This window comes from Streptomyces sp. CoH27, from assembly GCF_020181035.1.
GTDB lineage: Bacteria > Actinomycetota > Actinomycetes > Streptomycetales > Streptomycetaceae > Streptomyces > Streptomyces camelliae.
The window spans coordinates 85,738-98,590 of record NZ_JAIQYY010000027.1; the positions used below are offsets into that span (position 1 = coordinate 85,738).

Below are 12,853 nucleotides of genomic sequence, written 5' to 3' on the forward strand. Positions count from 1 at the left end.
GAAAAGCGCCGCAGCAACGGGGACAGCACCAGCACCGACTTGGTCCGCTCCACGAACGGCTCCCCGGCGATCCGTTCGAGGACCCGCTCGAAGTGCCGCATGTCGGACGCGAAGACCTGGGCGATCGCGTCCGCGTCCCCGGTGACGGTGGACGCGGCCACGACCTCCTGGTACCGCTCCAGCCCCCGCTGAATGGTCTCCGGCGAGGTGTTGCGCCGGCAGTAGATCTCGATGTATCCCTCGGTCTCCCAGCCGAGTGCCGCCGGATCCACCCGGACGGTGAATCCGGTGATCGCTCCAGTGGCGCGCAGCCGGTCCACGCGCCGCTTCACCGCGGGCGCGGACAGTCCGACCAGTTGCCCGATGTCCGCGTAGGAGCGGCGGGCGTCCTCGGCGAGGGCGTGCACGATGCGTTCGTCGAGATCGTTCAGCACAGGGGGTGGTTCACTTCTTCGATTCGGTCGCTTACTGCTGAGCCGTCACCGCGAGGGCCTCACCGGTCGCGAGACGGGAACGGCGATAGCCGTATACGAAGTAGAACACGAGCCCGACGGCCATCCAGACACCGAACACGATCCAGGTGACCATGGACAGGCTGCCCATCATCCACACGCAGAAGAGGAAGCCCAGCGCGGGAAGCACCGGCGACAGGGGCACGCGGAAGGTGCGGTGCATCGCCGGGCGGGTCCGGCGCAGCACCACGACGGCGACGTTGACCAGCGCGAAGGCGAAGAGCGTGCCGATGCTGGTGGCGTCGGCCAGCTGGCCCAGCGGGATCGCGGCGGCGAGGACACCGCAGAACACGGACACGATGATCGTGTTGGCCCGCGGGGCACCGGTCTTCGGGTGGACCTTGGCGAACACCTTGGGCACCAGGCCGTCCCGGGACATCGCGAACAGGATCCGGGTCTGACCGTAGAGCACGGTCAGTACGACGCTGGCGATGGCGATGACCGCGCAGAACGCGAGCAGCGTGCCCCAGAAGCTCTGTCCGGTGACGTCCGTCATGATCTGGGCGAGCGCGGCCTCGGAGTCCTGGAACTTCTTCCACGGCCAGGCACCCACGGCGACGGCCGCGACAAGGACGTACAGCGCGGTCACGATGACCAGGGACAGCATGATCGCGCGCGGCAGATCACGCTGGGCGTCCTTCGCCTCCTCACCGGCGGTGGAGGCCGCGTCGAAGCCGATGTAGGAGAAGAACAGCGTCGCGCCGGCCGCGCTGACACCCCCCATGCCGAGCGGCATGAAGTTCGCGTAGTTGCCCGACTTGAAGCCCATGAAGCCGATGGCGCAGAAGAGGATCAGCGCGGCGATCTTCACGCTCACCATGATGGTGTTGGCCCGCGCGGACTCCTTGGCGCCGCCGAGCAGGAACACCATGCCGAGGAGGACGACGATCAGGGCGGGCAGGTTGAAGATGCCGCCCTGGCCGGGCGGGGCCGACAGGGCGTCCGGGATGGTGACGCCTATGGTGCCGTCCAGCAGCTCGTTCAGGTACTGGCCCCAGCCGACGGCCACGGCGGCCACCGAGACGCCGTACTCCAGCAGCAGACACCAGCCGCAGATCCAGGCGATCAGCTCGCCCATCGTTGCGTATGCGTACGAGTACGAGGAGCCGGAGACCGGGATGGTGCCCGCCAGCTCGGCGTAGGACAGGGCCGAGAACAGCGCGGTGAGACCGGCGATCACGAAGGCGAGGGTGACGGCCGGACCCGCCTTGGGGACGGCCTCGCCGAGGACGACGAAGATGCCGGTGCCGAGCGTGGCACCGATGCTGATCATGGTCAGCTGCCACAGCCCGAGGGAGCGCCGCAGCGAGCCTCCCTCACCCTGACCGCCCTCCGCGACCAGGCGTTCCACGGGCTTGCGCCGCATCAGGCGTGCGGCGAGACCCGGGGACGCGGGGGTGGTCGCTGTGCGGTCGTGCGGGGGTGCGCCTTGGTCGAGCACGCGCTGGCTCCTTATCGCTGCCGGTCTTGCGGGCGGGGAACGAGGGCAGCCCTGCGCGGGCAGGAACCCACCGAGCGGGGTCCCCGCCACGCCACGTACAGACGAGCACCCTATGAGGCGGGCCTTCACGGACGTAATGCAGCAACCTTGCACATCCCCGTACGATCATTGCGTTCATCGGACCGGATCGCCAAATCGTTGCGCACGTGCTGTGAACCATTGCACAGCGACCTCATATGCACCGTTGTGCCCACAAGTGAGTACGCGGCCTCCGGATACGCCGACGGCCCCCGCCCCTCCCTGGCGTGGGAGGGACGGGGGCCGTCGCGGAACGCGGAAAAACGCCTCGCCGGTCAGGTCCAGCTGGCGTGCAGCGGCTTGCCCTCGGCGTAGCCGGCGGCGCTCTGGATGCCGACGATGGCCTTCTCGGCGAACTCCTCCAGGGACCCGGCGCCGGCGTAGGTGCAGGAGGAGCGGACGCCCGCGATGATCGAGTCGATCAGGTCCTCGACGCCCGGACGGGCCGGGTCGAGGAACATGCGGGAGGTGGAGATGCCCTCCTCGAACAGCGCCTTGCGGGCGCGGTCGTACGCCGACTCCTCCGACGTGCGGTTGCGCACCGCGCGCGCGGAGGCCATGCCGAACGACTCCTTGTAGGCGCGGCCGTTCGCGTCGTGCTGGAGGTCGCCCGGGGACTCGTAGGTGCCGGCGAACCAGGAGCCGACCATCACGTTGGACGCGCCGGCCGCGAGGGCCATGGCCACGTCGCGCGGGTGCCGGACACCGCCGTCGGCCCACACGTGCTTGCCGTATTTCCTCGCCTCGGCGGCGCACTCCAGGACCGCGGAGAACTGCGGCCGGCCCACGCCGGTCATCATGCGCGTGGTGCACATGGCGCCGGGGCCGACACCGACCTTGACGATGTCCGCGCCGGCGTCGATCAGGTCCTTGACGCCCTCGGCGGAGACGATGTTGCCCGCGGCGATCGGCACGTGCGGGTCGAGCGCGCGCACCACCTTGATCGCGGTGATCATGGACTCCTGGTGGCCGTGCGCGGTGTCGATGACGAGGGTGTCCACGCCGGCGTCGAGCAGCTGCTTGGCCTTGCCCGCGACGTCGCCGTTGATGCCGACGGCCGCGGCGATGCGCAGCTTGCCGTTCGCGTCCACGGCCGGGGTGTAGAGCGTGGCGCGCAGGGCGCCCTTGCGGGTCAGGATGCCGGCCAGCCTGCCGTCCTTGTCGACGGCGGGGGCGTAGCGCCGGTTGTGCTGGTCCAGGGTGTTGAAGGCCTCGCGGGGGTCGATGTCCGCGTCGAGGAGCAGCAGGTCCTTCGACATGACCACTTCGAGCTGGGTGAAGCGGTCGACACCGGAGAGGTCGGCGTCGGTGACGACACCGATCGGCCGCTGGTCCTCGTCGACGACCACACCGGCGTTGTGGGCGCGCTTGGGCAGCAGTGCCAGCGCGTCGGCGACGGTCTGGTGCGGGGCCAGCACGATGGGCGTGTCGAGCACCAGGTGGCGGCTCTTCACCCAGGAGACGACGTCGGTGACGACGTCGATCGGGATGTCCTGCGGGATGACCACCAGGCCACCGCGGCGGGCGACGGTCTCGGCCATGCGGCGGCCGGCGATGGCGGTCATGTTGGCGACGACGAGCGGGATGGTGGTGCCCGTGCCGTCCGGCGAGCTGAGGTCCACGCCCTGACGCGAGCCGACCGCGGAGCGGCTCGGCACCATGAACACGTCGTCGTACGTCAGGTCGTACGCGGGCTGGATGTCATTGAGGAAACGCACGTGCTGCACATCCCAGTCGATCAGAGGTGACCCCCCGACAGGTGTGCCGGGGGGAAAGAGCACGTACTTCATTGTCCCATGTCGGGGGCTCTGTCATGCCCCGACAGAACATCCAGGGTCCCCGCCGATCAGCTAGGAGGTTCCTCCAAGGGCGAGGGCCACGGTGAGCGAGGGTGTCCGGTCCACCGCTTCGGTGAACACGTCCTGCGCGATCCGCCACTCCTTCGGCTGTGCCTCGGCGTACGGCTGCCAGCCGCATACGACGATCAGCAGTCCCTGCTCGACGGACCCCTCGGGCCAGACGGTGTGATCGGAGAGGGAGTCCGCCAGCGCGTCCCAGTTGCGGCCGAACCAGTCGGGCAGTGCCAGGGCGCGAGCGATCCGGTCCATGAGGCCGGCCTTGTCGGTCACGCCGTGGAGGTCCAGCGTGACCATATGGTGGCCCGCCAGGTCTTCGCTCATCTCAGCACCGCCCGGAACGAGTTGTAGTGATCATCCGTGTAGTAGATCTCCCCGGCCTCGCCGGTGATGATGCGCCGGGCGCCACGATCGCGCGAGCCGGGCGTCTTGACGGTGTACTCGTGGTAGTAACCGCGCTGGTGCGCCGGCAGATGCCCCTCGTGGTTCCCGAAGACGACCCCGTCGCGGGCATAGGGAAAGGGGCCGCCCTGGTCGATGAGGGCGAGGGTCTGCCGGGCCTCGGCAGGCAGCGCGGACGCCTCGACAGTGCCCATGCCCCTGGCCCAGGCCGGGGTGGAAGCAGTGGCACGCGAGGCGAGACCGGCACTCTTGCCGGTGCCGGTGCTCGTGTGCGACGAGCATCCCGTCAGCAGGACGGCAAGGACGACCAGCAACCCCGCGAACAGCCGGGGCACCGACCGCCGGGCGGATGGGGGAACGAACCGCAGCGACATGCCGCCGATGCTGCCACGACCGCCCGCCCTCACGAACCCACGACCCGCGACCGGCAGCCACCGCGGCCCACCGAGATCACCTGGGTCCGCCGAGCCGGACAAGGCCCGCCAGGACCGGCCAGGGCCGCCCGGACCTGCTGCGGCCACGCGGAGCCGAGCCGGAGCCGGGGGCGGAACCGGGCACGGCCCGCCGGAAACCCTGGGACCCGCTGACACCCGTCGGCGCCGGTCAGGACGCGTCGCGAACGGCCGTGAGCCGGCCGGGCGCGGCCGGAGCCGCACGCTACCGGTCAGAGGCCGTCCGGGTCCGCCCGGCTCAGGGCCGGCTTCGGGGTCGGACCCGCCGTCATCAGGTAGTCCGCGGCCGAGGTGTCCGTGACCAGGCTGGTGACCAGCCCGGACCGCAGCACCGCGTCGATCGCGGCCGCCTTGCGCTGCCCGCCCGCGATCGCCACGACCTCCGGGATACGGCGCAGCTGATCGGCCTTGACCGTGATGCACCGCTCCCCCAGGTCCCGGCCGATCCGGCGCCCCTCGGCGTCGAAGAGGTGCGCCGACATCTCCGCGGCGACACCGAGCGAGGCGTAGTGCGCCCGCTCCTCGTCACTGAGCATGTCGTGCACCGTCGAGATGCCCGGCTCCCAGGAGCCGATGGAGACACAGGCGACCGTGACCTTGTCGAAGTACTCGAAGGCACGGGCGATCCCCGTCTGGTTGCGCAGCGCCGCCGCGGTGGCCGCGTCCGGCAGCAGCATCGGCGCGTAGATGGGGTGCGCGTCCCCGCCCGACACCTGGGCCGCGCGGCGAACGGCCTCCACCGATCCACGCTCGGCGGTCCCGGCGTCGTACACGCCCGTCAGCTGCACCACCGTGCACGGCGGCAGCCGGTCGAGCGCCGCCGCCATGTGGATGGTGGACCGGCCCCAGGCCAGTCCCAGCACGTCTCCCTCGTTGACGAGCTCGCCGAGCAGGTCGGCGGCGACCTCGCCGAGGTTCTCGGGGTCGGGGGTCTCCTCGGCCTCGGCCGGGGACTCGACCACGACGGCGTGCCTCAGGCCGTAGCGAGCGCGGAGCGCGTCGGAGCGCTCGGCGTCCAGCTCGGCCGGCACGCGGATCTCGATGCGTACGAGATCCCGTTCGAGGGCCGTCTCCAGGACCCGGGCCACCTTGAAGCGGCTGACACCGAACTCCTCGGCGATCTGGATCTTGGACTTGCCCTCAAGGTAGAAGCGGCGGGCCATGGCCGCCGCCTGAACCAGCTCAGCGGGTCCCATCCGCATGGCTGACCGGCCCGCCGACATACCCGACACGGCGCTCTCCTCACTGCTGTTCACACTCTGGATTCGCCGTTCATCCTTGCAGATTCGGGGCGACTGATCTGCCCTGATGGGCGCCGTTCACTTAACCGTTCACGTATCTGTGGCTCAGTGGTCGCATGCCCAGGACGCCTTGGCCGTGACGGCCTCCGCCTGGGCGCGCAGGGCACGCACCGCCTCCGCCGGGTCCTCGGCCCCGTAGACCGCCGAGCCGGCCACGAAGACGTCCGCTCCCGCGTCCGCGCACCGCTCGATCGTCGACGCCGAGACACCGCCGTCCACCTGGAGCCACAGCTGCAGGCCGTGCTTGCCGATCAGCTCCCGGGTGCGGCGGATCTTGGGCAGCATGATGTCGAGGAAGGCCTGGCCGCCGAAGCCGGGCTCGACCGTCATGATCAGCAGCATGTCGAGTTCCGGCAGCAGATCCTCGAACGGCTCGATCGGCGTCGCCGGCTTGAGCGCCATCGAGGCACGGGCGCCCTTCGCGCGGATCTCCCGGGCGAGCCGCACGGGTGCGGCCGCGGCCTCCACATGGAAGGTGACGGAGGAGGCGCCCGCCTCGACGTACTGAGGAGCCCAGCGGTCGGGATCCTCGATCATCAGATGACAGTCCAGCGGGGTGTCCGTCGCACGGGCCAGGGACTCCACGACCGGCACGCCGAGCGTGAGGTTGGGGACGAAGTGGTTGTCCATGACGTCGACGTGGAGCCAGTCGGCGCCCTGGACCGCCTTGGCCTCCTCCGCGAGACGCGCGAAGTCGGCGGACAGGATGCTGGGGTTGATCTGCACGGCCATGACCCAAGCCTGCCATGCCCTGCCGGGGTGAGCCGATTCTGGGGTGGTCGCGGTCGTACTTGGACCGCGGGCCGGTGGGGGCTGGTCGCTCCATGTACTGGCGCAGCTGGACGTACGTGGACAGCCGCGCCGCGGGCCGGTGGGGGCTGGTCGCTCCCCCACGTTCTCGGCTTCGCTCGAATCCGGGGGACCCCCATCGCGGCGGAGCCGCATGTCGATACAGCCCCGCGCCCCTTTCGGGGCGCTGCCCCCCCCCAACGGTGCTTCAGCCAGTTCTGCGGATCAGGGCCAGATACATCGCATCCGTCCCGTGCAGATGGGGCCACAGTTGGATGTCCGGACCCTCACCCAGCGCCGGCACCCCGGGCAGCAGCGGGCGCGCGTCGACCAGCTCGGTGTCCGGGTGGTGCTTGAGCATGTCGGAGACGACCGCCCGGGTCTCGGCGAGGTGCGGCGAGCAGGTGGCGTACCCGACGATTCCGCCGACGCGCACCGAGTCGAGCGCGGTGCGCAGCAGGGCGCGCTGGAGCGGCGCGAAGTTCTCCAGGTCCTCCGGGCGCCGCCGCCAGCGGGCCTCGGGCCGCCTGCGCAGTGCGCCGAGCCCGGTGCAGGGCACGTCCATCAGCACGCGGTCGAAGGTGCCGGGCCGCCACGGCGGCCGGGTGCCGTCGGCGGCGATCACCTGGTACGGCCCCGGATTGCCGGCCAGCGCCTTGGCGACCAGCCCGGCCCGGTGCGGCTGCTTCTCGGCGGCGAGCAGTGTGGCTCCGCGCTCGGTGGCGAGGGCGGCCAGCAGCGCGGCCTTGCCGCCGGGCCCGGCGCATCCGTCGAGCCACAACGCGTCGGACCCCTCGACGGGCGCGTTGGCGAGCGCGAGGGCGACCAGCTGGCTGCCCTCGTCCTGCACCCCGGCCCGCCCCTCGCGCACGGCCTCGACCGCACCGGGCTCGCCGCCCTCCGCGAGCCGTACGGCGTACGGCGACCAGCGCCCGGGCACGGCTGCCTCCTCGCGCAGCAGCTCCTCGACAGTGGCCCGCCCCGGCCGCGCGACCAGCGTCACCTCGGGCCGCTCGTTGTCGGCCTCCAGCAGATCCTCGATCCCGGCGCGCCCGCCGCCGAGGGAGTCCCAGAGCGCGGAGACGACCCAGCGGGGATGGGAGTGCACGACGGCGAGGTGGTCCTCCGGGTCCTCGTCGTAGGGCGGCGCGACCTTCGCCAGCCACCCGTCGAGGTCGTCCTGGGCCACCTTCCGCAGCACGGCGTTGACGAACTTGGCCCGCCCGTCGCCCAGCACCACCCGGGCCAGCTCGACGGAGGCCGACACGGCCGCGTGGGTCGGGATCCGGGTCCCGAGCAGCTGGTGCACACCGAGGCTGAGCACGTCCAGCACCGGCGGGTCGACCTCGCGCAACGGCCGGTCGACACAGGCGGCGATCACCGCGTCGTACGTGCCCTGCCGGCGCAGCGTGCCGTACACCAGCTCGGTGGCGAGGGCGGCGTCCCGCGCGTCGAATTTTTCCGGTCCCTCCTTCTCGCGGGCCTTGCGCAGCAGCGGGGGCAGCACGAGGTTGGCGTACGCGTCCCGCTCGTCGACCGCGCGCAGCGCCTCGAAGGCCAGGATGCGGACGGGGTCCTTCTGAGGACGGCGGTAGGGCTTGGCGGGCTTACGGGGCCGCCGGGACTGCTCAGTCACGAAAAAGGTGCTCCGGAAAGGGAAAGAGGTGCGAGTCCCAGCGTACGTCGCACACGCCGGGGTCCACCGTCAGGTGGGCCGGGAGGTACGCCGGGGTCTCCGGGAACGGCGGGGGCGACCGTCAGCTGCCGAGGGTCTCGTGCTCGGCGATGCGCACCCCGCGGGCCCAGTCGGCCGCCCGCATCGGCTTCTTGCCCTGGGCCTGCACCCAGAGCAGCTCGACGGCGTACGAACCGGTACCCACGTGCACGCTGTTCTTGCCGACCGCCATCTGTCCCGGCGTGAGGTCGGTCCGCTCGGGCACGGGCGTGACCTGGATCAGCTTGAGCCGCTCGCCGCGGAAGGAGGTCCAGGCGCCGGGCGCCGGGGTGCAGCCGCGCACGACCCGGTCGACGCGCAGTGCGGGCGCGGCCCAGTTCACCTGGGCGTCCTCGACGGTGATCTTCGGCGCGACGGTGACGCCCTCGGCCGGCTGCGGGACGGCCTTCAGGGTGCCGTCCTCGATGCCGTCCATGGTCGCGGCGAGCAGCCCGGCGCCGGCGAAGGCGAGCCGCGTGAGCAGATCGCCGCTGGTGTCGGTCGCCCGGACCTCCTCGGTGACGGTGCCGTAGACCGGCCCGGAGTCGAGCCCCTCCTCGATGAGGAAGGTGGAGGCGCCCGTGATCTGGTCGCCCGCCATGATGGCGTGCTGCACCGGGGCGGCCCCGCGCCAGGCGGGCAGCAGCGAGAAGTGCAGGTTGACCCAGCCGTGCGTCGGGATGTCGAGGGCGACCCTGGGCAGCAGCGCGCCGTAGGCCACGACTGGGCAGCAGTCCGGGCCGATCTCCTTCAGCCGCTCCAGGAACTCCGGGTCGCGCGGCTTGAGGGGCTTCAGCACCTCGATCCCGGCCTCCTCCGCCCGCTCGGCCACGGGCGACGCGACCAGCCTGCGCCCACGCCCGGCCGGCGCGTCGGGCCGCGTGACGACGGCGGCCACCTCATGCCGCCCGGAGGCGATCAGGGCGTCCAGAGCGGGAACAGCGACCTCGGGGGTACCGGCGAAGACAAGCTTCATGGGCGGGATCGGGCCTCTCGGGCGGGGGTTGAACGGGCAGCGCACCAGTCTATGACCACACCCGGGAACGGGTGGTGCGTGGGCGGACGGACGGCGTACGCATATGCCCGTACGCCCCCACCCCGTGACCAGCGGAGCGCACACGCGTTGGTCAAGAAAGAGTTGACCACATCGGGCCGCTTTCGCGGCCCAATTCCTTTCAACGCCGGTTCGAGAGGCTTGTTCATGGCCGACCACGCAACCCACGACGCCCAGGCCCGGGCCAGCCTGCACTTGCTGGTGCGGGACATCGAGCGGGTCCGCCGCCAGGTGGACGCGCTGCGCACGCTCACCGCCCAGCTGGGCAATGTCTACCGCCCGCGCCGCTCCGGCCCGTCCACGGGCTTCGTCGTCTACGGACGTGCCCCCGCCCCGACGGTCCGCCTCGCGCAGGAACTCCGCGACAGTGTCGAAACCCTGGTCACGGCCGCCGTGGACTTCGACCGCTCACTCGGCTTCTCGTGGGACGCGGTGGGCTCGGCGCTCGGAGTCACCAAGCAGGCGGTGCACCGCCGTTACGGCGCCCGCCGTGCCGCGGCCCAGGCGGCCGCCGCCGAGGCCGAGCGGACGCCGGAGTCGTCCGGTACGCGCACGCTCAATGTGAACACCACCCTGCCCACGGTCCCGACGGTCCCCGCGGCGCGTTCGATGCCCACGCAGCCGACCGCCGGCAGCCCGGCCCTGCGCGACCGAGACGAGCCCCGTCCGACGGCCTTCCCCAGCCCGCGCAACGGCTGAGCAACGGCCGCCGCCTCCACCCTGCCCTTCCGGCCATCCGGGAGGGCAGTCACGTGCTTGGACGCCGGCCCGCCGGGCAGCCGCCGACGGCGAGCAACCCCATGGGTCGCCCGGCTTCACCGGCGACCGGAAACGGGCGGTGCGCCGGGGGGGAGAGAATCTCACCCGATGTCCGGCGGATCGATCCGCACCCGGACCGACTCCCCGCTCCCGCTCCCTCGTGCCGTGCGAGCGGCCTGAGCGGCCTTCAGCGCGGAAGCCAGCGCCGCCCCGCTGCCCGGCGGCACCCGCACCAGCGCCCGCTCCCAGTGCTCACCGGGCGGCGGAGCGCCGGGCCTGCGGGGCCGGCCTGGCGGCGTGGGCGGCACCGGTACGGGCCCCAACACCTCGGCATCCGGCGGGAGTTCGACCGAAGCGAGAAACTCCGCGACGGCCGCGGGCGGTCCGGTGACGGCCGCCATCCGGGACACCGGCGGGAAACCCAGCTCGGCCCGCTCGGCCAGTTCCCGCACCGCGTGCCCGACGGGATCCCAGCGCACCAGCGCCTGCACCGGGCGCAGGGTCGGCTCGGCCACCACGACCACCGTGCCCCCCTCGCTCTGCGGCCGGACCAGCGCGGCCGCCGCGATCCACCGGCGCAGCGCATCCTCACCGGCCCGCAGGTCGGGTCGTACGAGCATGGCCCAGCCGTCCAGCAGCAGGGCCGCCGCATAGCCGCCCTCGGCGACGGGTTCGGCGCCCGGTGTGCTCACGACCAGCGCGGGCGTGCCCGGCACGGTGTCCAGCACCTGTTCGCGCCCCGAGGTCCGCACCGGCACGGCGGGAAAGGCGCGCCCCAGCTCCTCGGCCGTACGCCGGGCGCCGACCACCTGGGCGCGCAGCCGGAAACCGCCGCACTCCGGGCAGTGCCAGGCGCTCTCCTCACGCCCGCACCAGCCGCACCGCAGCACCTCCGCGTCCTGCCCCTGGAGCGGGCCGGAGCAGCGCCGGCACCGCGCGGGCGCCCGGCACCGGTCGCAGGCCATCCGGGGCACGTAGCCACGGCGGGGGACCTGCACCAGCACCGGGCCGTGCCGCAGCCCCTCGCGGGCCGCCTGCCAGGCGAGGGTCGGCAGCCGGGCGGCGCGGGCGGCCTCGTCGCGCGCGAGGTCGTCGTCGCCGACGGTCCTGACCAGGGGCGCGGCCCGGCGCACCTGCTCGCGGCCGGCGACCAGCGGGCGGGCCCAGCCGCTCTCCACGAGCTGGGCGGCCTCCACGGTGCAGCTGAATCCGCCGAGCAGGAAGGCGCACTTGTCCAGCGCGGCGCGCAGCAGCAGTACATCGCGCGCGTGCGGCTGCGGGGCGTGCTGTTCGCCGAGGCTGTCGTCGCCGTCGTCCCAGACCGCGACGAGACCGAGATCCCGCACGGGCGCGAACATGGCGGCCCGGGTCCCGACGACGGCCCGAACGGATCCGCGCCGCACCGCGAGCCACTGCGCGTACCGCTTCTCGGGCCCGGCGTCGGCGGTGAGCAGCGCGTGCCGGCCGGGGCCGAGCAGCGCGGTGAGCGCGGCGTCGACCCGTGCGGCGGCTCGCCCGTCCGGTACGACGACGAGGGCACCGCGTCCGGAGGCGAGCGTGGCGGCGACGGCCCTGGCCAGCTCCTCGCTCCACAGCGGGCCCGGCAGCGCGTTCCAGACGGCCCTGGGCGCTCCGCCGGCGGCCAGGGCGTCAAGGAAGGCGCCCCCGTGCTCGTAGCGCGCCCAGGAACCGGTGTCGGGTGCTCCGGGCGGCGGCAGTGGGGCGGGCGACGGGCGCTTCTCCGCGGCGGCGCTGCGCGGCGGCACGGCCAGCTGGAGCACATCGGCGAGGCTCCCGGCGTACCGGTCGGCGACGGCCCGGGTGAACCCCAGCAGCTCCTCGCTCAGGACGGGCTCGGGGGACACGACCTGGGCGAGCGCCGCGAGCGGGCCGGAGTAGTCGGACTCCGCCCGGCGCTCGATCAGGAACCCGTCGATGAGTCCGCCGCCCTCGCGGCGCCCCTCACGCACCCGGTGCCGGCCGGCCCCGAACCGCACCCGCACCCGCACGCCGGGCTGCGCCTGTGCGTCCAGCTCCTCGGGCACCGCGTAGTCGAAGTACCGGTCGAGGTGCAGCACGCCCTTGTCGACCAGCACCCGGGCCACGGGGAGCTCCTTGGCGAGCGAGGCCCCCCGCCAGGTGCGCGGTTTGGCACGGGGCGTCTTCGCCTTGCGCACGCTCTCCCGGATGAGCGCGAGCTGCTCCGGCGGCGCACCCTCGGCCCCGCCTTCCCCGCCCCCTCGGGGCGGCTCGTTCTCGCTGCTCACGCTTGCATTCTTACCAAACCCCACTGACAACGGCCCCCGCCGCCTCGAAGCACCTCGGGCACGCCGAGGCCCGGCTCCCGAAGGGAAGCCGGGCCTCGGCGAGCGAAGGGGTGCGGGCTTACAGGCCCGCGGCCTTGCGGAGAGCGTCCACGCGGTCGGTGCGCTCCCAGGTGAAGTCGGGCAGCTCGCGGCCGAAGTGGCCGTAGGCCGCCGTCTGGGAGTAGATCG

The 12,853-nt window shown here is 72.6% G+C and carries 11 protein-coding genes; 1 reads left to right on the forward strand and 10 read right to left on the reverse strand.

Translation table 11 applies throughout. The features are described from left to right. The 9 genes from LE548_RS36095 to fmt all read right to left on the reverse strand — a co-directional run. A partial coding sequence (locus LE548_RS36095; protein ID WP_225101253.1) for an Lrp/AsnC family transcriptional regulator occupies nt 1–434 on the reverse strand: 434 nt, incomplete at its 3' end. Nucleotides 435–465: 31 nt separating this feature from the next. Then, complete coding sequence (locus LE548_RS36100; RefSeq protein WP_225101254.1) at nt 466–1,953, reverse strand: amino acid permease; 1,488 nt, start codon at nt 1,951–1,953, stop codon at nt 466–468. Nucleotides 1,954–2,306: 353 nt separating this feature from the next. Beyond that, nucleotides 2,307–3,749, reverse strand: coding sequence for a GuaB1 family IMP dehydrogenase-related protein (locus tag LE548_RS36105; protein ID WP_225101255.1), 1,443 nt, complete (start codon nt 3,747–3,749; stop codon nt 2,307–2,309). Between the two features lie 132 nt (nt 3,750–3,881). After that, nucleotides 3,882–4,211 carry a barstar family protein gene (locus LE548_RS36110; protein ID WP_225101256.1) on the reverse strand — a complete coding sequence of 110 codons (330 nt, stop codon included), beginning with the start codon at nt 4,209–4,211 and terminating at the stop codon, nt 3,882–3,884. Then, nucleotides 4,208–4,663 (reverse strand): ribonuclease domain-containing protein, encoded by a 456-nt coding sequence (locus LE548_RS36115; RefSeq protein ID WP_225101257.1) that lies wholly within the window; start codon nt 4,661–4,663, stop codon nt 4,208–4,210. Before LE548_RS36115 ends, LE548_RS36110 begins: the two co-directional genes overlap by 4 nt. Nucleotides 4,664–4,953: 290 nt before the next feature. After that, the gene (locus tag LE548_RS36120; RefSeq protein ID WP_225101258.1) at nt 4,954–5,997 is read right to left on the reverse strand and encodes a sugar-binding transcriptional regulator; all 1,044 of its coding nucleotides are present in this window, start codon (nt 5,995–5,997) and stop codon (nt 4,954–4,956) included. 90 nt (nt 5,998–6,087) lie between these two features. Beyond that, nucleotides 6,088–6,774, reverse strand: coding sequence for a ribulose-phosphate 3-epimerase (gene rpe / locus LE548_RS36125; protein ID WP_225101259.1), 687 nt, complete (start codon nt 6,772–6,774; stop codon nt 6,088–6,090). A gap of 265 nt (nt 6,775–7,039) precedes the next feature. Beyond that, entirely contained in the window at nt 7,040–8,467 is a 1,428-nt protein-coding gene (locus LE548_RS36130; RefSeq protein WP_225101260.1) for an RsmB/NOP family class I SAM-dependent RNA methyltransferase, read from the reverse strand. 121 nt (nt 8,468–8,588) lie between these two features. Then, a complete protein-coding gene (gene fmt, locus LE548_RS36135) occupies nt 8,589–9,521 on the reverse strand; it encodes a methionyl-tRNA formyltransferase (protein ID WP_225101261.1) in 933 nt (310 codons plus the stop codon). 225 nt (nt 9,522–9,746) lie between these two features. On the opposite strand from fmt, the gene LE548_RS36140 reads away from it, so the two are divergent. After that, complete coding sequence (locus tag LE548_RS36140) at nt 9,747–10,298, forward strand: hypothetical protein (protein ID WP_225101262.1); 552 nt, start codon at nt 9,747–9,749, stop codon at nt 10,296–10,298. A gap of 161 nt (nt 10,299–10,459) precedes the next feature. Here LE548_RS36140 and LE548_RS36145 read toward each other — a convergent pair whose 3' ends face one another. Beyond that, nucleotides 10,460–12,625, reverse strand: a complete 2,166-nt coding sequence (locus LE548_RS36145) for a primosomal protein N' (protein ID WP_225101263.1) — start codon at nt 12,623–12,625, stop codon at nt 10,460–10,462. Between the last annotated feature and the right edge of the window lie 228 nt (nt 12,626–12,853).